This is a genomic window from Streptomyces tsukubensis (genome assembly GCF_003932715.1).
In the GTDB taxonomy this organism is placed as follows: domain Bacteria; phylum Actinomycetota; class Actinomycetes; order Streptomycetales; family Streptomycetaceae; genus Streptomyces; species Streptomyces tsukubensis.
This window is the reverse complement of record NZ_CP020700.1, coordinates 6,835,896-6,855,109: the sequence shown is the minus strand read 5'-3', so window position 1 is coordinate 6,855,109 and position 19,214 is coordinate 6,835,896. Positions and strand designations below refer to the sequence as shown.

The following is a 19,214-nucleotide window of genomic DNA, read 5'->3' as shown; positions in this document are numbered from 1 at the left end:
CCCCTGTGCCCTTCGGGCACGGGTGGGGGTTCTCCCGGGCGGTAGCCCAGGGGGCGTTCCCCCACGCCGCGTTGCCGTCGGTCGCCGACGGCCCCCTGGGCCCGGCGGCCCGGGTGAGGGCACCCCCGGCGAAGCCCAGGGGGCGTACCCCCACCGCGTGGACTCGCCCCCCCCTGGGCCCGCAGCCCGGGGGACCCTCATCCTCCGCCTTGCGATCGAACGCACCAGACCCTCCCCCTACGCCTGGCGGCGTGGGTGGGGGTCCCCCGGGCGGTAGCCCAGGGGCGTGCCCCCACTCACCGATCCGGCCCGATCCGAAAGAAACTCCCTAGCCGCGGGCCGCCGCGCCGGTGTCGCCCGGGGCGTCCTGGGCGCCCAGGACCTCCGGCGCCCCCGGCGTGCCCTCGGCGGTCCGGTCCCGGTTCGCCGCGCCCGGGGCCGCTTCCTCGGCCGCCGGTATCCGCGGCCTCTCGCACTCCCGCAGCCATCGGCGAAGCACCCGGTGCACCCGCTCCGCCCCCACCAGTTCGGTGCCGTCCGCCACGGGCGGCGACAGCTCCAGCGGCGACAGCAGGAACGGCTGGGACTGCTCTCCCCCGAGCCCGCCGTGGGAACCGATCTGCTCCTCGAAGGCGTGCACCCGGCCGGTGCCGCTGTCGCACATGGAGTTGATCATGATGTCGGCGACGTGCGGGAAGGTGTCCGTACGCCGCACGGCGTCGGCGGCGCCCCGCCCGAACGGCGCCAGCGGGCCGTCGTCGGTGAGTTCGGCGACCGGGATCTCCGCCCCGGCCGGGCCGAGGACGACCGAGCCGTGCTCCTCGCTGCGTACCAGCAGGAACCCGATGCCCGGATGGTTGGCGAGGGTGCTCAGCAGCGCCGGGTGACGGGCGTCGATCTGCTCCTTGCTGAGCCGCTCCGGCAGATCGCAGAAGGAGACCAGCCCCAGATTCCCCGAGGCCAGGACCATCGGCTCGGCGCCCGGCGCGGGCGGCTCCTCCGGGCCGTCCGCCGGGTCGCGGTGCAGCGCGGTGAGCAGTGCCAGCCGGGCCGCCTCCCGGGCCTCGGCCCCGCTGCTGGACCGCTCGGCCTTCCGCGGCACGGGCAGCCCGCATCCGGCCCGCACCAGGTCCTTCAGCGTGAGCCCGTAGGCCCCTTCGAAGGTTTCACCCGGGCTCTGGCCGTGGTCCGAGAGCAGGACGAGGTGGTACGGCCGGGGGGCGTGCTCGGCGGCCTTGGCGATCAGCGCCAGGGAGCGGTCGAGCCGCTCCAGCACCTGCGCCGCGTCCCGGCTGTGCGGCCCCGAGTGGTGGGCCACCTCGTCGTAGGCGACGAGATCGGCGTAGACCGCGGTCCGTCCGGCGAGCATGTCGCCGATGACCGCCGCGACCACCACGTCCCGCTCCACGACCGTGGCGAAGGCGCGGATCAGGGGGTAGAGGCCGCCGCGCCGCACCCGCGGACCATCGTCCCGCAGTCGGGCCCGGACGGACTGGCCGAGCTCCCGGCCGACCTCGGCGACGAACGACACGGCGGTGCGCACGGCGTTCGCCGGGTCGGAGAAGTAGGCGAAGTACCCGGCGCGGGAGCGGTTGGCCCGGCCGCGCCGCACGGCGACGGAGAGCACCAGGGCGACCTGGTCCGCACCGCCGCTGAAGAGATTGCCCCGGCTCGCGCCGTCCCGGACCAGCAGCCCGGCGTCGCCGGTCCGCTCGACGGCGCGGCGCTGGAGCTCGACCGCACCGGCGGGGCGGTTGCTCACCATCAGCCGGCCGGTGTCCTTCTCGTACCAGCGGAAGGCGGGGACGTCGAAGGTGGAGCCGTGGAGGATGCCGAGCTGGCTGGCGCCGGTCTGGCTGGACCAGTCGGTGCGCCAGGGGGTGATCCGGTGGCTGCTGCCGAGCCAGCTCGCGACCGTCGGCATCAGCCCGTCCTTGGCGGCGCGCAGCAGCACCTCGTGGCCGACTCCGTCGAGCTGGAGGAACACCGTGCCGTGGCAGTCGTCGCAGACGTCTCCGCCGCGGCGTCTGCGACGGGTCGCCAGCCGGGACAGCCGTCGGCGGTAGGCGTTGTCGTCGCGGACGGCGAGGGCGGTGGACGTCGCCGACGCGACGGCGGACATCACCGCGGCGACGACGACGGCGGTCTCCGGGCCCAGCGCGCCCCGGCCGTCCGGGACGAACCGCAGTGCGAGCAGCAGCAGTGATCCGTTGAGGAAGAAGACCAGCAGACCGAGGACGAGCGCCGGGACCAGCAGCAGCGCCCGCACCAGCAGCGGCCACACCAGCGCCGACAGCAGCCCGAAGGCGCCCGCGCCCCAGGCGGCGGTGAGCGCCGTCCGGGTCAGGCTGTCGCCGTCCGGCGACTGGAGCCGGAAGTCGGGCAGCGCCCCGGCGAGCGCCAGCATCGTCAGCGTGGACACCGCCCACACCACGATCACCCTCAGCAGAGCGCCGCCCGCCCTGTGCCATCGGCCTTCGGTCACGCCCTGCTCACCCCGTACTCGTACGTGCTGTGCTGTGCTGTCCGTAGATCCCGGCGAGGGAACGTCCGCATCCGGCGGACGTCCGGCCCCGCACCGGCTCCCGCGCCGGGTCTCCAGACTGGCACAGCCCCGGGCCCGGCCCCGTCCACCCTGTGGATAACCGGCCGGGCGGGCAGAAGATCACACCGGACACCCGCGCCGGACACCCGTACAACGGCAGTAATGTGGGCGCCGAGGCCCGGTAGCAGGGCGGCCGGGCAGCCGATGCGCCGCCGGGCGCAGGCAGAACGCACAGAACGCACGGAGCGGGCGGGCCCGGGAGCCTCGGTTCGGCCGGCAGGGCCGGGAAGGAGGGGGCGTGTGGCGGTCGAGGTCACCTGGTGGGGCCATGCCACCTGCACCGTCGAGGATTCCGGTACGCGGGTGCTGACCGATCCCCTGTTCGTACGCCGGCTCGCGCATCTGCGCCGCCGGCGCGGAGCCGTACCGCCGCCCGAGGCCGCCGTCGCGGACGCCGTCCTCGTCTCGCACCTGCACTCCGACCACCTCCACCTGCCCTCCCTGGCCCGGCTGGCACCCGGCACCCTGCTGGTGGTGCCGTACGGAGCGACCCGGGCCGTTCCCGCGCTCACCCGTCTCGGGCTGCGGATCACGGAGGTCGTCCCCGGTGACGAGACGACCGTCGGCGATCTGACCGTACGGGCCGTTCCGGCGCTCCACGACGGCCGCCGGCTGCCCGTCGGCCCGCGCCGCTCCCCCGCGCTCGGTTTCGTCGTCGAGGGCGCCGCGCGCACCTACTTCGCGGGCGATACCGGGCTCTTCGACACCATGGCCGAGGAGGTCGGGCCGGTCGACGTCGCCCTGCTGCCGGTCGGCGGCTGGGGGCCGTTCCTCGGCCACGGCCACCTCGACGCGGGCCGTGCCGCCCAGGCGCTGGCCGTGCTCGGCCCGCGCGCCGCCGTGCCCGTCCACTACGGCACGTACTGGCCGATCGGCCTCGACCACGTCCGTCCGCACGAGTTCCACTCCCCCGGGGACGAGTTCGTCCGTCACGCGGCCCGGCTCGCGCCCGCCGTCTCGGTGCGCACGCTCGGCCACGGTGAGCGGTTCAGACCGGGGGCCGGGCAGTGAGTTCACTCCTGTCGGAGCTGTTCGGGCCGGTTTCGGACGCGTTGGCGCAGCTGCCTCCCGAGTCCACCCAGCAGGCCGTCGGCTATCCGTCCCTGTTTCTGCTGGTGACCCTGGGCGCGCTGGTGCCCGTGGTGCCGACGGGTGCGGTGGTCAGCTCGGCGGCGGTCGTCGCCTTCCACCAGACCGATCCGCTGGCCCTGCTGTACGTCTTCGCGGTGGCGTCGCTGGCCGCGTTTCTCGGTGATGTCTCGCTGTACTGGCTGGGGCAGCGCGGGGTGCGTTCCCGCAACGGTTCGCGCTGGCTGGCCGAGCTGCAGTCCCGGGCGGCGCCGGAGCGCCTCGCCCTGGCCCAGGAGAAGCTGGACGAGCACGGTGTGGCGGTCCTGGTGCTGTCCCGGCTGGTGCCCGCGGGCCGGATCCCGGTGATGCTGGCGTGTCTGCTGGCGCGGATGCCGCTGCGGTCCTTCGTCCGCGGCGATGTTCCGGCGTGTCTGGCCTGGGCGGCGACGTACGGGCTCATCGGCATCCTCGGCGGTTCCCTCTTCGACGAGCCCTGGCAGGGCGTGGTGCTCGCGGTGGGGCTGACGATCGTGGTCAGCGGGGCACCGGCGCTCTGGCGCAGGCTGCGGCACGGCAGGCCGGACTCGGCGGGCGGAACCGCGTAGTCCGCCGGGGGCGGACAAGTGCGGTGACCGGAAAGGTTCCCGGCCCACGACGCCCGGCGCGGCACCCCCTGGGCCCGGGGCCCGGGGGTCACCCCCGGGCGGACCCCAGGGGGTGCCCCCATGCCGCGTTGCCGGACCACGGGAGTACTCCCCGCAGCCCTCCGGGCGCGGTGGCGGTCGCTTGGGCGGTAGCCCAGCGGGCCCCCGGGCGCGAGCCACCGTCCCAGGCTCAGGCCCTCCCGAGCACAAGCCGCCGCACCGGGCGATGGTCGTCCCGGGCACAAGCCCCCGCGGGCACGGCCCTCCGCAGCCAGGCGCATCGGCGCACATCACGCACGCCTCAGCGCAGTTCGTCGAAGGCCGTGCCCAGCGCCGACAGGGCCGCCGCGACATGCGGCAGTTCCAGGGGCGCGGGCGAGGTCAGCGACTCCTCCCGCTCCTTCGTGCCCGGCCCGGCCAGCGGTGCCGTCGGCAGCCGGGCGCGCAGGGCACCGAGTTCGTCTCCGAAGCGATGACCGCCGGGTACGGGGGTGCCGAGCCGGGCCGTCAGATACTCCTCCAGCTCCATGGAGTCGTTCACCCCCCGCGCGGCGAGCCCGGCGCGCAGCGGCCCCAGGTCCACATAGAGATGGCGCCCCGCCTGCGGCGGCCGGGCCCGCGCCCCGGACGCGGTGACCGCCAGATGGGCGGCCTGGGCCAGCTGTCCGTGGAGCGCCGCGGCACGCTCGGCACGCTCGACGACCGGCGGCGGTTCGTCCAGTGCGGTCGCCGCGGCAGCGGCGACGGGTTCCGCAATGCCTGCGCCCAGCACGGTGAGCACGTCGAGCACCCGTTCCCGCCGGGCGCGTTCCGCCGCCGGGAAGCGGGCGATCGCGGCGGGCCACGCCGACGGCAGCAGCGCCCCCGCGAGATCGGCCACCACCGTGACCTGGTCCGGGCACATCTCCGCCGGGCTCACCAGCACCGATTGATGCGGATCGTGGAGCGTGTCCCGCCAGGTCTCGTCGCTGACGATGTGCAGGCCCTCGGCGACGGCCGCCTCGCACGCCTCCCGTACCAGTTCGGGCGGGGCAACCGCCGCCGTCGGATCGTCGGCGACGGAGAGCAGCAGCAGCTTCGGCGCACCGCCCTCGGCGCGCACCCTGCGCACGGCCTCCAGCAGGGCGTACGGATCGGGCACACCGCCGGACTCCTCGGAGGCCGGGACGTGGTACGCCGCCCGCCGCAGCAGCCGCGCCTGCGGGGTCCACCAGGCGGGGCTGGGGCGGGGCATGAGAACGTCGCCGTCGTGCGCCGCGATCAGGGCGCAGAGCAGGGCGGGGGTGCCGTGGGCCGCGACGGAGTCGGTCGCGTTGGTACGGAGCCCCCGCCGCGTCCAGTAGCCCGCGGCGGCAGCCCGCAGCTCGGGCGGTCCGCCCGGGGGACCGGCCATCGCGCGGTCCGCGGCGGCCGCGGCGACGGCCCTCAGCTCGGGGAGGACGGGCAGCCCGCTCTCGGGGGCGGGCGGGGCGTGCCGTACGGTGCCGGGGTCGTCGTCCGGTGGGCTGCGGTCCATGTCCGCGGTACCTCTTCTCGTCGCGCACTCCCCCTCCGTTATACGGAGCCGGGTACCCGCCCGCATCCGGTCACCGCTCTTCAAGTGCCCGAAGACCGCGTCTTCGGCCGTGTCCGCGGTCCGCCGTCCCGGCCCCGGTGACCGCCGAATGGGCGCGGGGGAGGCGTGACGGGAGCGGTGCCGGGGTAACCGGGGGGAATGACGGATGCCGTACGAAAGTCCTGGTTCAGCCGATGGGACCGGCGCGTGTTCCACCATGTCGCCGAACGTGCCTGGCCCGCCGCCGAGCCGGTGCTGCCGCGACTGAGCCGGGCCGCGGACCACGGGGTCCTCTGGTTCGGGATCGCCGCCGGAATAGCCGCCGCGGGGCGCAGCGCCCGGACCCGGCGGGCGGCCGTCCGCGGCGTGGCCTCACTCGCCGTCGCCTCCGCGGTCATCAACACGGTCGGCAAGCGGAGCGTCCGCCGCAACCGTCCCCTGCTGGACGCCGTGCCCCCGGTCCGCCGGCTGCGGCGCCAGCCGTTCACCACCTCGTTCCCCTCGGGGCACGCCGCTTCGGCCGCGGCCTTCACGGCGGGGGTGGCGATGGAGTCCAGGGGCTGGGGTGCCGTCGTCGCGCCGGTCGCCGTATCGGTTGCCTTCTCCCGTGTCTATACGGGGGTCCACTATCCGGCCGATGTGGTGGCCGGGGCGGCCCTCGGCATCGGCGCCGCCCTCGCCGTGCGCGGAATCGTTCCGGCACGGTCGCAGCTCGCACCGCCCGTGGCCCGGCCGGTGGATCCGCCCGCCCTGCCGGACGGCGCGGGCCTGGTCGTGGTGGCCAACCGCCGCTCCGGCTCGGCCGCCCTGACGGGACTGGTCCGCGCCGCGCTGCCGCACGCCGAGGTCGTGGAGTGCGAGCCCGCCGAGGTCGCCGTGGAGCTGGCGAAGGCGGCCGACCGGGCGCGGGTGCTCGGGGTGTACGGCGGGGACGGGACGGTCAACGCCGCCGCCACGATCGCGGTCGCCCAGGGCATTCCGCTCGCCGTGTTCCCCGGCGGCACGCTCAACCACTTCGCGCACGATCTGGGCATCGAGTCCGTCGACGACACCTGCCGCGCGCTGGCGACCGGGGAGGCGGTCAAGGTGGACCTGGGCCGCTTCACGCCCGGCCCGGTCACCGCCTCGGGCGAGCGCGCGCCCTGGGGGTACTTCGTCAACACGTTCAGCCTCGGGGTGTATCCGGAGCTGGTGACGTTCCGGGAGCGCTGGTCGCCCCGGATCGGTGGCTGGACCGCGCAGGTCCTGGCCGCGGGCAAGGTGCTGCGGCACGGCAGGCCGCTGGAGGCGGAGGTCGAGGGCAGCCGGCGGCCGCTGTGGCTGCTCTTCGCGGGCAACGGGATCTACCAGCGGCCGGGTCCCGCGCCGGGCAACCGGCAGAACCTGGCGGACGGTCTGCTGGACGTGCGGATCGTGCACGGCGGCGCCAATCCGGGGCTGCGCCTGGTCGCCGCGGCCCTCGCGGGCCCGCTCAGCCGGTCCCCGGTCCATGCGGCGCAGGAGCGGCGCCGGGTCCGTATCGCGGGCATCGCGGAGGGCACCCCGATGGCGTACGACGGCGAGATCACGGCCGCGCCGCCGGAGCTGCTGGTCGACAAGGTGACGCAGATCCTCACGGTCTACCGGCCCCGCACCCTGCTCTGACGCCGGGCGGTCCGGCGCCGGAGCCGCAGAGCCGGTCCCTGTCCGGTCCGTGCCCTTCCACGCCCGAAGCCGGTCCACATTCCAAGACGGGTATCCCGACATGCGATACGCACGCTCTAGGCTGGAGGGACCGACAGCAGCTCTCCCGGGAGGTTCCCCGTGCGCGAAACCGCCGTCTACACCCATGGCCACCACGAGTCCGTCCTGCGCTCCCACACCTGGCGCACGGCCGCCAACTCCGCCGCCTACCTCCTGGGCGAACTCCGGCCCGCCATGCGGATCCTGGACATCGGCTGCGGCCCCGGGACCATCACGGCCGATCTGGCGGCCCTGGTCCCGGAGGGCCGGGTCACCGGCGTCGACCTGGCCCCGGAGGTCGTCGACCGGGCGCGCGGGCACGCCGCCGAAAGAGGGCTGGTCAACACCGAGTTCGCCGTCGCGGACGTCAACGCCCTGGCCTACGAGGACGATGCGTTCGACGTCGTCCACGCCCATCAGGTGCTCCAGCACCTCGGCGACCCGGTCGGCGCACTGCGCGAGATGCGCCGGGTCTGCCGCCCCGGCGGTCTGGTCGCCGTCCGCGACAGCGACTACGGCGCATTCACCTGGTTCCCGGCCGTACCGGCGCTCGACGCATGGCAGTCGCTCTACCGCAAGGTCGCCCGCGCCAACGGGGGCGAGCCCGACGCGGGCCGCCGCCTGCTGTCCTGGGCCCGCGAAGCGGGTTTCACCGACCTCACGCCCGGCGCCGGCATCTGGTGCTTCGCCACCCCGGAGGACCGCGCCTGGTGGAGCGGGCTCTGGGCCGACCGTACGGTCTCGTCCTCGTACGCCGGGATCGCCGTGGACGGCGGCCATACGACGCACGAGCGCCTCGCGGAGATCGGGCGCGGCTGGCGCGACTGGGGCGCGCACGAGGACGCCTGGTTCACCGTGCCCCACGGCGAACTGCTCTGCCGCGCCTGACCAGCCGCATGCTCCCCGGCTCCGGCCGGTTCGTCCGGTTCCCGCGGCGACCGGACCCGAACTACCCTCCCGGGTATGGAAATTCTGGGAACGACCCTCCGCATCTGCGTCGACGACCTCGACACCGCCACCGACTTCTACGCGAAGCTGACGGGCGCCACCCCGCAGCGTTTCGACCGCGGTGGCGTGTCGGCGGCCGCGGTCGGCTGCTTCCTGCTGATGAGCGGCCCGGAGCGGGAGCTGGAAGTGCTGCGGAAGGTGACGGCGACCATCGCGGTGGACGATGTGGACCGCACGTACGCCACGCTCTCCGAGGTCGGGGCGAAGGTCGTCGCGGGGCCGGTGGCCACCCCGATCGGCCGCAATCTGCTGGCCGTCCACCCCGACGGGTCGATCTTCGAGTACGCGGACCGCAGGACGACGGCCGACTGAATCACGGTCAAGCCGGACGCACCGGGGCACACCGGAACGGACACCACGACATGCCGTGCCGTGCCATGTCGTGACGGCGGTCCCGGCCCGGTGCGTCCGGCCCGACCGGGAGGCCCGATCAGGCCCGGTCAAACCCGGTCAAGCCGGTAGCCGATGCCCCGGAATCTACCGTTCGGCGGGCGGCCGCATCCGGTACTCGTACGCGTCCGGCAGCGGCTCGTCGCTCAGCTCCGCCCACACCTCACCGAGGATCTCCGAACCCTCCCGCAGATCCGCCACCTCGAACCCCCGGCCGAAGACCGCCCGGGCCTCGTCCCGGTTCCCCTCGGCAAGCAGCAGCCTGGCGTGGAGCAGTTGGAAGCGCCCGCGCCGCTGCACCGCCGGAAGCAGTCCGGCCCAGACGGTACGGGCATCCGCGGTACGGCCCACGGCGAGCAGCGCCTCCACCGCCTCCCGGCCCAGCGCGGCGGTCGCCGCCGTCCAGCTGTCGCCGTCGTCACGGCGCTCCTGGCAGAGGTCGGCGAAGGCCTCCAGCCACCGTTCGGCGGCGCGCTCCGGATGGCCGCCCTCCTGGTCCGCGACCGCGAGGCAGCGCAGCAGCGGCCAGCGCGACGGCGCGAGGGCGAGGCCGCGCTCCCAGCTCCGTACCGCCTGCGCCCGGTCGTCCGCCTGCCACTGCGCGACCCCGAGGTGATATTCCGTCAGCGGATCGGCGGGCGCGGTCTCCAGCATGTCGCGCCAGGCCGGGGCGGTCAGGGAGGGGCCGGGTGGGACGACCCGGCGGGGGCGGGGCAGCGCGCCGGTGGTGAGGAGTTCGCGCCAGGGCGCCTGCTCCTCCCCCAGGGTCGATTCGGTGAAGGGCGTCCCGGGCAGCTTCACCCCGCTGCGCAGCACTTCCAGCGCACCCCAGCCCGAACCGGTGGCCAGTTCGCGGACCGGTTCGGTGTCGGCGGCCGTCAGCCACTCCTCGTACGCGGCGTCGACCTCGGCCCTGGGCAGGGCCCGCTCCAGCCTCCCCTCGACCTCCGCCAGCGCCGCGGCCCAGTTGTCGCCGTGCACGGTCCCCGCGTCGGCGGCCAGCGGCCCGTACGCCTCCAGCCAGCTCAGCTCGGCGCCTGCCTCCAGCTTGACGTGCTCCAGCTGGGTCCGGGCGAGACCGGCCTGGATCTCGGCGTATCCGGCCGTGCCGGGCTCGGTGAGCCACTGCTGCCAGCGGCGGCCGCCGCGCCCCGCGCCCCAGACGAACAGCTTCCGTCCGCGCAGGGCGTCGGTGGACGTCTGGACGAGTCCCCGCCCGTGCTCGTCGAGCGACGTGATCCACTTCCGGGCGGCCGCCGGAACCTCGTAGAAGTAGTCGGCGGGGTGCTCGCCGCGCAGGGGGTACGTACGGTCGGCGTCGCGGTAGTCGGGGACCGGGATCCGCCGCAGCGACCGCTCGTAGCCGTAGTGCCAGGCCTCGTCGGCGGGGGCGAGGACCCGGGTCCGCGGATGCTCCTCGACGGCGATGTTGGACCACCAGTAGACGGGTACGGCGCGTTCGTGCGGATTGCGGATACGGACGCCGACCCGGAGGAAGTCGGAGTCGGCGGGCAGCCAGAGGTCGACCTGGAACGGCAGATCGCGCAGGCGCTCCCACTCCCACAGCCGGACCATCTCGCCGCCGTCGGGCGCGGGCACGACCGCGGCGTGCAGCGGCGCGCACGACAGGGTGGTGTGGCCGGTGGCGCCGATGTTCCACTCGACGCCGCCGGAGAACCAGGCGCCGTTGAGGGCGAAGGCGGCGGGCTGGAGGACGGGGTTGCGGTAGAGGAGTTCCCGGCCGGACGGCTTGTGGTGCAGGGAGTGGATCCGGCCGCCGAGACCGGGCAGCACGGTCACCCGCAGCCGGTCGTTCTCGATGACGACGGCGTCGAGGCCGGTGGGTGTCCGCTCGCGGCCGTAGCCGTCCAGCAACCGGACCGGCAGTACGGTCCGCAGCGCTCCGTACCCGATCTGCCGGGCCATGTCGCGCGGCAGTTCGCGGTGGGTGCGCTCGTCGACCGTGTGCAGCTGGTCGAGGGGGCGGAGCGCGGGCAGCGGGTTCGGGGGACCCACGGGGGCCGCGGGCAGGGTCAGTACGGTGCGCCGCACGGTCGTGGCCAAGGCATCCTCGTTTCGTCCGAGTCGTTCACACGTGCTCGGGGACACCTCCGGCTCTCCGGCGCCCCCGACGACCATGGAACAGCCTGATGCGCCCGGCTGCCAGGGCCGCGGCACCAGTCTTCGGCAAAGGCCGCGGGGCCCTGCGGGCGGCGCCTCAGGGGGTAGGGGTGCCCGTCCCTCGGGCTGCGCCGTGCGCCGGGGCGCGGGCACATCGCCGCCCGACCGCGCCCCGGGCCCGGTGCGGTGCCCGTTCGCCGGGGCCAGCGGGAACCACGGAAGCGGGAAGGGCTCCCCGGCCCCGGGCCGACATACGCCGCGTCGCGTACCCTTCGCCGCCCCGACCGCACTGCGCCGTGCACCGAGGCGCAGGCACATCGCCGCCCGACCACCCCCCGGGCCCGGTGCGGTGCCCGTTCGCCGGGGCCGGGGCTTGCGGGCGGCACCGGAGCGGGAAGGGCGCGCGGCCGCGGGCCGACTGCGCTTGGCCACCCCGACCGCCCCCCGGGCCCGCTACCGTGCCCGTGCGCCGGGGCGCGGCCGCCGCTGGTTCCGTACCCGCTGCCCCGCCGCGTCCACCCTGCGCCGACCGGCCCGCATGCGGCCCCGATGCCGTCGCACGCCGCCCCCGCGGACGATTCGCGGCCCCGACCGCGCCCGGGCGCACTGCGGTGGGTCGGCGCCTTCCTGCCCGGGGCCCGCGCCACCGGTGCGGCGCCCGGCCGGGCGGCCTGGGCCGTATCCGCAGAACAGCGCCTCCGGAGGACGGGCCTGCGGCCGGGCAGGGGTCCCAGCGCCCGAAGCTCTGCCGGGGAGTACTCGGGACATCCCGAGAACGCCGGGGGCGCTCCCCCCGGGCTCCCCGCCGGGCGGCCGCCCGGAGGGCGGACCCCCATCGGTACCCGAAGGGCACCCCGCGGGCGGCGGCTCCGCCCGCTCCGGGGACCTCGCCGCGCTCCCGGCACGGCGTGCGTCCCGGATATCGCGGGCCGGGCAGGACCTTGTGGACACGGCCCGGAAGGGCCCGCCCGAGGAAGCCGCTCTCCGCAGCGGCGGGGCCGCTACCCCTGCCCGCGCGCAGCGCCGAACGCGTCGACCACCAGATCCGTCAGCAGATCCCCCGCGCTGCCGCCGGGATCACGATCCGGGTCGTAGATCGTCACGTTCATGCCGACGCAGTGCGGCGAGGACAGCAGGGCCCCCAGTACCCCGGCCAGTTCGCCGGGGAGCAGCCCGTCCGGATCGGGGCTGTCGACGGCGGGCATCACGGCCGGGTCGAGCACATCGGCGTCGAGGTGCAGCCAGAATCCGCGGGTTGCCTCCGTCCCCGGGCTCAGCGCCACGGCGGCCGCGGCGTCGGCGGGCCCGAGGCGGCGCAGTTCGCCGACGGTCAGGGCCGGGATGCGCAGCGCGGCGAACTCGACGAGGTCCTCGTCGCCGTCCCGGATGCCGATGAACCGGACGTCCTCGTCGCGGAGATAGGGTTTGAGCCCCTCCAGATCGCTCAGCGCGTCCTGGCCGCGGCCGGTGGCGATGGCCACCTCCTCGCCGCCGGAGGCGCCGATGCCCGTGGCGGGCGTGTTCCCGGTGTGCCGGAAGTCGGCCGATGCGTCGACGGCGACCAGCCCGTACCGTCCGATCCTGCGCATCGCGAGGGACGCGCCGAGTTGGATGGAGCAGTCGCCGCCGAGCACCAGCGGGAACCGCCCGGCGCGCAGGTGCGGCTCGATGCGGTCCGCGAGCCGGGGCGTGTACGCGGCGACGGCGGCTGCGTTGAAGACCCCGTCTCCGGGACGCCAGTCGCCGAGGTCGTAGCGCGGCGGTACGACGACTCCGCCCTCGCGGGCTCCGAGCCGGTCGAGGATCCCGCGGTCCCGCAGCGCCCCGGCGAGCTTGTAGCAGCCGGGCACCGTGCCGGGGGCGGGCGGTCGCAGCCCCAGATTGGACGGTGCGTCGATGATCACGATCTCGTGCATGCGGCCCATCCTCACCGGCAGGGGCGCGGCGCTCAACGGGCCGGCCGCTCCTCGGCCGTGATCGCCCAGCGTTCGTGGTCGCGCCAGTCCCCGTCGACGTACAGGAAGCGGGGCGAGTAGCCCTCCAGCCGGTGCAGGCCCATCGCCGGGCCGAAGGCGTGGCCGATGACCAGTCCGAGCCCCTCCCCCATCAGTCCGCGCCCGGCCGCGTGCGCGAAGGCTCCGTAACCGAGGGCGGCACTGCGGAAGGCTCCGTGGACGATGTTGTTGACCGCGACGAACCCGGCGATCCGGCCGCCGTCGGCGAGACCGCAGACCAGGAATCCGGCCGGACCGGGCTCCTGGTCGAACCGGCCCGCGTACCGCGCGTACTCCTCCGCGGTCCGGGGCGGGAAGAGCCACGGCCGGTGCAGCCCGGTGGAGGCGCGGGCAGCGGCCGTGAACTCCTCCCCGTCGGCAGGGGTGAAGGGCCGGATCGCGACGCGCCGGCCGGTGGCGAGATAGGGCATCGCCCCAGCCTGCGGTGCCCGCGCGCTGGGGCGCAACCGCGGCACGGTCCGCGCCCCGGGCCGCTGCAGCCCGGCTCGAAGCCGCGGCCCGCGGCTCGGCGCGGCGGCCTCAGCGCGGCGGCTTGCGGCGGAAGAACAGCCCGCCGCACAACGCTCCGACCAGGAACATCAGCAGCAGCGCAAGATACAGCGGCATGGTGACCAGCGGGATGATCAGCCGGATCCGGACCTGCTCGGTGTTCTCCGCCATGAAGACGATCGCCAGGGCGACCAGGACGACGACCGTGGTCCGCGCCGGGGTGAACCAGTCGGTGAACCGGCTGCCGCCCCTGCCTCGTCTGCGCACCCTCGGTGCGTCCTTCGGACTCATGGCCCCAGGATGGGACCCGCCCGCCCCGGGGACCCGGCGGGCAGGGCCGTACGGGTGACACGCCGTATCCCCGGATCCCTCCCCGAACCCCGGCTGTCTGACAAGCTGGGCCCGCAGTGCCCGTGCTCTACCGAGGAGGACCAGCGTGACGACCAGCCGCCGGCAGCGCCGACCCGTCGTCGTCCTGTACGAGCGGATCGCCGACGCGATCCACCGGGGCGTATGGCCGCCCGGATCCACCCTGCCGTCCGAGCCCAGGCTGGCGGCCGAGCTGGGGGTGAGCCGTCCCGCGCTGCGGGAGGCGCTGCTGCTGCTCCAGGAGGACGGGCTGCTGTCGGTACGGCGCGGGGTGGGCCGTACCGTCAACGACGCCCCGCCCCGGCGCGGCTACGAGCAGCTCCAGCCCCTGGAGCAGCTGCTGGGCTCCGGCACCCCGCTGCGGGTCAGGCCGGTCGCCCGGGCCGAGGAGGAGCCGACCGACTTCAGCACCCAGCATCTGCACGCGCCCGCGGGCACCGAACTGCGTTTCTGGGAGTCCGTGCTGGTGGCGGAGGGGGTCGCGGCCGCGCTCAGCCAGGAGTGGGCGGCGCCCGACGGGGTGCTGGAGGCGGCGCACCCGGCCTTCGCCCGGGCCCTGCGGGAGCCGGCGGCACCGGAAGGTTCGATGCTCGCGGTGCTCGCCGCCGCGTCCCGCGAGATGGCGCTGACCGCGCACAGCGGGGTGACCGCGACCCTGCTCGGGCAGCGCCGGGGCGACGAGCTGGGCCGGGCCGCGGACACCCCGGCGGTCCTGGTGACCCAGGTCGTCAGGGCCGGGGACGTGCCCGTCATGGCGGCCAAGCACATGCTGCCGACGGGCTCGCCCGCACTGCCGGTGCTCCAGTCGAACTGAGCCGCGGCGCCCGGGCCCGAGGCCGTGCGAGCGGCCCGGGCGCACGGCCGGGCCGGTGTGCCGTACACTCCCACCGCATGCACTTGTCTGACATCCTCCGCGCACCCAAGGTGGTTCTCCACGACCATCTCGACGGCGGTCTGCGCCCCGCCACGATCATCGAACTGGCCCGGGAGTGCGGCTACCGCGAGCTGCCGACCGAGGACCCGGCGGAGCTGGCGGTCTGGTTCCGCGACGCCGCGGACTCCGGCTCGCTGGAGCGCTATCTGGAGACCTTCGCCCACACCTGCGCGGTGATGCAGACCCGGTCGGCCCTGGAGCGCGTCGCCGTCGAGTGCGCCGAGGACCTGGCGGCCGACGGTGTCGTGTACGCGGAGATCCGCTACGCCCCGGAGCAGCACCAGGAGGCCGGGCTGAGCCTGGACGAGGTCGTCGAGGCGGTGAACGCCGGCTTCCGCGAGGGCGAGCGCAGGACCGGCGGCCGGATCACGGTCCGCGCCCTGCTCACCGGCATGCGCCACACCGACAGATCGCTGGAGATCGCCGAGCTGACCGTGGCGCACCGCGACAGCGGTGTGGCGGGCTTCGACATCGCGGGCGGCGAGATAGGCAACCCGCCGGCCCGCCACCTCGCGGCCTTCCGGCATCTGCGGCAGCACAACTGCCACTACACGATCCACGCGGGCGAGGCCGTCGGCGCGGAGTCGGTCCACGAGGCGGTCCAGGTCTGCGGAGCGGAGCGGATCGGGCACGGGGTGCGGATCACCGACGACATCACCGTCCACGACGACGGTACGGCCGTTCTCGGCCCGCTGGCCGCGTACGTCCGGGACAACCGGATCGCGCTGGAGGTCTGCCCGACCTCCAACCTCCAGACCGGTGCCGCGAAGGACTACGCCACCCACCCGATCGACCTGCTCCGCCGGGCCGGCTTCCGGGTCACCCTCAACACCGACAACCGGCTGGTCTCGGGGACGTCGATGAGTGAGGAGTTCGCCCATATGGTGACCGCGTTCGGCTACGGCCCGGACGTCTTCGAGGAGCTCACGGTCGCCGCGGCCGAGGCGGCGTTCCTGCCGCTGCCGGAGCGCCGCAGGCTGATCGACGAGGTCATCCGCCCGGGCTACGCGACCCTGCGCGACGCCTGACGGCTCCGCCGGGGGCGCCGAGCGCCGCGCCTCGGGCGCGAGTGCCGAAGCCCGGCGGACGGCCGGTCCGTGGGCCCGGCCCGGGCCCACCGGTGAGCCCGGGCCGGGTCCGCACCTTCCCGCCCGGGCCCGCGCAGCCTCCCCCGGTTCAGCGCGGGCCCGGGCGGGTCCACCGGTACGGCAGCCCGAAAGGCGACAGCTCCGGTGCCCCGCTCCCGCCCGGGTCCGGCGCGAGTCCGGACCCGGCGGGAGGCCCCGTCACAGCAGCGCGGGTTCCTCCAGGGTCAGCGTCGCCGCCTCCGCGTCCGCGTCGAGGACCGCGGGGACGCCGAGCGGGATCGTGAGGTTCGTCGGGCCGTGGCCGAAGCCCAGCTCCTCGACGACCGGTACGCCGAGATGGCCCAGCCGGTCCCGGAACAGCTCGCGCAGCCGCTCCCAGGAACCGCACTCCGCCCAGGAACCGAGGGCGATGCCCGCGACACCGTCCAGCCAGCCGCTGCGGATCAGCTGGGTCAGGATCCGGTCGAGGCGGTAGTCCTGTTCGTCCACGTCCTCCAGGAGCAGCAGTCCGCCGGCCGTGCCCGGGCGGGCGTGGCGGGTGCCGAGGTCGGCGGCGAGCAGACTGGCGCAGCCCCCGAGGGTGACGCCCCGCGCCCGGCCGGGCACCAGGGCCCGGGCCGTCGGAAGGGCCAGGGTGAGCCGGGATTCGGGCTCGAAGAGGGTGGCCCGCAGCGACTCCCGGGTCGCCTCGTCCTTCAGGAACGTCACCGCGCCCGGCATCGGCCCGTGCAGGGTGGCGAATCCGGCGCGTACGGCGAAGGCCTCGTGGAGCGCGGTGACATCGCTGTAGCCGACGAAGACCTTGGGCCCGGCGGCCCGGATCGCGGCCCAGTCGACGAGATCGGCCATCCGCTGGGCGCCGTAGCCGCCGCGGGCGCAGAAGACGGCCGCGTACGCGGGGTCGCACCAGGCCCGGGTGAGGTCGGCGGCCCGTTCCTCGTCGCTGCCGGAGAGATAGCCGAACTCCCGGTGGCTGCCGCGGGCGTGCGGCATCACCACGGGCTCCAGGCCCCAGGCCCGTACCAGCGCCAGGCCCTCGTCGAGGGTGTCGTCGGGGACCGGCCCGGCGGGGGCGACGATCGCGACCCGGTCGCCGGGGTGCAGCCTCCGGGCCCGGGTGAGCGGCCGGACGCCCGGCGCTCCCGCCGGGGTGAGGGGGTTGTGCCAGGTCATGGGGTCAGCTCCAGCGCGGGGACGTCGGGCCGTTCGAAGCCGAAGGTCCGGGCGTACAGGGACAGTTCCGCCTCCAGGGCGGTGACCATGGTCTCGGCGCGGCGGAAGCCGTGGCCCTCGCCCTCGAAGGTGAGATAGGCGTGCGGGACGCCGCGCCCGGCGATCCGCTCCAGGAGCGCCTCGGACTGCTCCGGCGGGCAGATCGCGTCGTCCAGGCCTTGGAGGAGGAGGAAGGGCGCGGTGATCCGGTCGGCGCGGTGCAGCGGCGAACGCTCCCGGTAGCGTTCGGGGACCTCGTCGACGGGCCCGATGAGGGAATCCGTATAGCGGGATTCCAGATCGTGGGTGCCGCCGTCGGCCCAGGCCAGCGGGTCCAGTACGGGGTAGACGATCGTGCCGCAGGCGTACGGGAACTCCTCGGGCCTGGTCAGCGATGCGGCCGCGGTCCAGCCTCCGGCGCTGCCGCCGCTGACGGCGATCCTGGCCGGGTCGGCCGCTCCCTCGTCGGCCAGGGCCCGGGCGACGGCCGCGCAGTCCGCGACGTCCGCGGCGCCCCAGTTGCCGCGGAGCCGGTTGCGGTAGGCACGCCCGTAGCCCGTGGAGCCGCCGTAGTTGACCTCGGCGACGCCGATGCCCCGGGAGGTGAAGTAGGCGACCTCCAGATCGAAGGCGAGGTAGTAGCGGCCGGTGGGGCCGCCGTGGGCGCGCACCACGTACGGCGGCCGTTCGCCGTCGGGCCCGGTGTATCCGGGGTGGTGCGGCGGATGGACGATGGCGTGGATCTCCCGCCCGTCGGCCCCGGTGAAGGTACGGACCTCGGGCCGCGGGTAGTAGGCGGGGTCGACCGGATCGCGGTGGGCGGCTCCGGTGACCCGGGTGTGGCCGGTACGGGTGTCCAGTTCGACGATCTCGTAGCCCCGGTCCGGCCCGGAGGCCACACCGGTCACCCGCTCGCCCCGGACGACGAGATCGGGCGCCCACTCGGTCCAGGGCCCCGCCGCGTCGACGACGTCACCGCTCGCCGGGTCGAGGATGCCGAGCACCGCGGTGCCCTTGCCGTGGACGACGGCGATCAGCCCGTCGTCGAGGGGCGCCAGCCAGCGCATCCCGGGCTTCCACAGGGCGCTGCCGAACTCCTCGCCGCGCCCGGGGCAGAGCGCCCGCGGGCTCTCCTCGCCGGGTCGCAGGGTGTACGGCTCCCACCAGCCGGCCGCGTCCGAGAGGTACAGCAGGGCACCGTCCGGGGCCCATTCGGCCTGGCAGACGGACTCCTCGGGCCCTCCGGCGACCACCCGGACGTCCTCGATACGGCCGTCGTCCGTGACGGAGCCGGTGAGGAGTTCGGTGCCGTCCCACGGCATCCGGGGGTGGTCCCAGACGATCCACGCGACCCGGCTGCCGTCCGGCGAGAGCCGGGGCCCGGTGCTGAAGCGGTGCCCGTCGCCGGTGAGCTCGCGGACCGCCGTACGGTCGTCCGCGGCCGAGCCGTCGAGGGGGACGGCGGCGATCGTACGGCGGACATCGGTGGGCGCGGGCCCGGTGAACTCTTCCAGGACGCACCACACCTCGCCCCGGTCGGCCAGGATCACCGGGTCGGCCCAGCGCAGCCCGCCGCCGGTGCCGGAGACCGGGGTCAGGGGCCGCGGCACGGCACCGGGCTCATCGGGCTCCCAGCCGTACAGCCGCTGGTCGGGGAAGTGGACGAAGACGACGAGCGGACGGCCGTCCGCGCCCTGCACCCCGGCCCAGGGGCAGCCGCCGTACTCGGTGAACCCGCTGCGCACGTTCCACGGCGGCGGGAGGACGGACTCCTCGGCGCCGTCCGGGCTGCGGCGGACCAGGGTCCGGCGGCCGCCCTCGGCGGGCCGGGGCGCGGTCCACCAGATGTCCTCGCCGACGGCGCCCAGATACTCGGGGCGCCCGTCGTGCGAGGCGGCGAGCGCCGCGCCGACCGGTGAGGGCCAGGTGCCGTAGGGGGCCGTGGTGACGGTCGTCATGGACGACATGGCTGAATTCCTTTCCCGTTTCCG

15 protein-coding genes are annotated in these 19,214 nt (G+C 75.3%); 7 read left to right on the top strand and 8 right to left on the bottom strand.

Translation table 11 applies throughout. From position 1 onward, the window contains the following. Positions 1-328: 328 nt before the first annotated feature. Positions 329-2,485, bottom strand: a complete 2,157-nt coding sequence (locus tag B7R87_RS28500; protein ID WP_130584722.1) for a phage holin family protein — start codon at positions 2,483-2,485, stop codon at positions 329-331. Between the two features lie 360 nt (positions 2,486-2,845). On the opposite strand from B7R87_RS28500, the gene B7R87_RS28495 reads away from it, so the two are divergent. Together B7R87_RS28495 and B7R87_RS28490 are read left to right on the top strand one after the other, a co-directional pair. Further along, positions 2,846-3,616 carry an MBL fold metallo-hydrolase gene (locus tag B7R87_RS28495; protein ID WP_006345556.1) on the top strand — a complete coding sequence of 257 codons (771 nt, stop codon included), beginning with the start codon at positions 2,846-2,848 and terminating at the stop codon, positions 3,614-3,616. Beyond that, the gene (locus tag B7R87_RS28490) at positions 3,613-4,281 is read left to right on the top strand and encodes a DedA family protein (protein ID WP_006345557.1); all 669 of its coding nucleotides are present in this window, start codon (positions 3,613-3,615) and stop codon (positions 4,279-4,281) included. The genes B7R87_RS28495 and B7R87_RS28490 overlap by 4 nt, the downstream gene beginning before the upstream one ends. Before the next feature lie 340 nt (positions 4,282-4,621). Here the strand turns inward: B7R87_RS28490 and B7R87_RS28485 are convergent, their stop codons facing one another. Next, positions 4,622-5,836 carry an aminotransferase class I/II-fold pyridoxal phosphate-dependent enzyme gene (locus B7R87_RS28485; protein ID WP_130584721.1) on the bottom strand — a complete coding sequence of 405 codons (1,215 nt, stop codon included), beginning with the start codon at positions 5,834-5,836 and terminating at the stop codon, positions 4,622-4,624. A 198-nt stretch (positions 5,837-6,034) separates the two neighbouring features. Here B7R87_RS28485 and B7R87_RS28480 point away from each other — a divergent pair, with 198 nt between their 5' ends. From B7R87_RS28480 to B7R87_RS28470, 3 genes are all read left to right on the top strand, one after another. Next, positions 6,035-7,519 carry a bifunctional phosphatase PAP2/diacylglycerol kinase family protein gene (locus B7R87_RS28480; RefSeq protein ID WP_130584720.1) on the top strand — a complete coding sequence of 495 codons (1,485 nt, stop codon included), beginning with the start codon at positions 6,035-6,037 and terminating at the stop codon, positions 7,517-7,519. A gap of 159 nt (positions 7,520-7,678) precedes the next feature. Continuing rightward, positions 7,679-8,485, top strand: a complete 807-nt coding sequence (locus tag B7R87_RS28475) for a methyltransferase domain-containing protein (protein WP_006345560.1) — start codon at positions 7,679-7,681, stop codon at positions 8,483-8,485. A 75-nt stretch (positions 8,486-8,560) separates the two neighbouring features. Next, on the top strand, positions 8,561-8,917 hold the full coding sequence (locus B7R87_RS28470; RefSeq protein WP_006345561.1) for a VOC family protein: 357 nt from the start codon (positions 8,561-8,563) through the stop codon (positions 8,915-8,917). Between the two features lie 165 nt (positions 8,918-9,082). On the opposite strand, the gene B7R87_RS28465 is transcribed toward B7R87_RS28470, so the two are convergent. The 4 genes from B7R87_RS28465 to B7R87_RS28450 all read right to left on the bottom strand — a co-directional run bounded on the left by B7R87_RS28465 (position 9,083) and on the right by B7R87_RS28450 (position 13,911). Next, positions 9,083-11,059 carry a DUF5107 domain-containing protein gene (locus B7R87_RS28465; protein WP_006345562.1) on the bottom strand — a complete coding sequence of 659 codons (1,977 nt, stop codon included), beginning with the start codon at positions 11,057-11,059 and terminating at the stop codon, positions 9,083-9,085. Between the two features lie 1,058 nt (positions 11,060-12,117). After that, positions 12,118-13,032, bottom strand: a complete 915-nt coding sequence (locus tag B7R87_RS28460; RefSeq protein ID WP_006345563.1) for an arginase family protein — start codon at positions 13,030-13,032, stop codon at positions 12,118-12,120. Between the two features lie 32 nt (positions 13,033-13,064). Continuing rightward, on the bottom strand, positions 13,065-13,541 hold the full coding sequence (locus tag B7R87_RS28455) for a GNAT family N-acetyltransferase (RefSeq protein ID WP_006345564.1): 477 nt from the start codon (positions 13,539-13,541) through the stop codon (positions 13,065-13,067). 109 nt (positions 13,542-13,650) lie between these two features. Beyond that, on the bottom strand, positions 13,651-13,911 hold the full coding sequence (locus B7R87_RS28450; protein ID WP_040913399.1) for a lipopolysaccharide assembly protein LapA domain-containing protein: 261 nt from the start codon (positions 13,909-13,911) through the stop codon (positions 13,651-13,653). Positions 13,912-14,056: 145 nt separating this feature from the next. On the opposite strand from B7R87_RS28450, the gene B7R87_RS28445 reads away from it, so the two are divergent. Together B7R87_RS28445 and B7R87_RS28440 are read left to right on the top strand one after the other, a co-directional pair. Continuing rightward, positions 14,057-14,803 (top strand): GntR family transcriptional regulator, encoded by a 747-nt coding sequence (locus B7R87_RS28445; protein WP_006345566.1) that lies wholly within the window; start codon positions 14,057-14,059, stop codon positions 14,801-14,803. A gap of 77 nt (positions 14,804-14,880) precedes the next feature. Continuing rightward, positions 14,881-15,951, top strand: a complete 1,071-nt coding sequence (locus B7R87_RS28440) for an adenosine deaminase (protein ID WP_006345567.1) — start codon at positions 14,881-14,883, stop codon at positions 15,949-15,951. 258 nt (positions 15,952-16,209) lie between these two features. Here the strand turns inward: B7R87_RS28440 and B7R87_RS28435 are convergent, their stop codons facing one another. Both B7R87_RS28435 and B7R87_RS28430 read right to left on the bottom strand, forming a co-directional pair. After that, positions 16,210-17,184 carry a S66 peptidase family protein gene (locus B7R87_RS28435; protein ID WP_006345568.1) on the bottom strand — a complete coding sequence of 325 codons (975 nt, stop codon included), beginning with the start codon at positions 17,182-17,184 and terminating at the stop codon, positions 16,210-16,212. Further along, a complete protein-coding gene (locus B7R87_RS28430; RefSeq protein WP_233168953.1) occupies positions 17,181-19,190 on the bottom strand; it encodes a S9 family peptidase in 2,010 nt (669 codons plus the stop codon). Before B7R87_RS28430 ends, B7R87_RS28435 begins: the two co-directional genes overlap by 4 nt. Positions 19,191-19,214 lie beyond the last annotated feature (24 nt).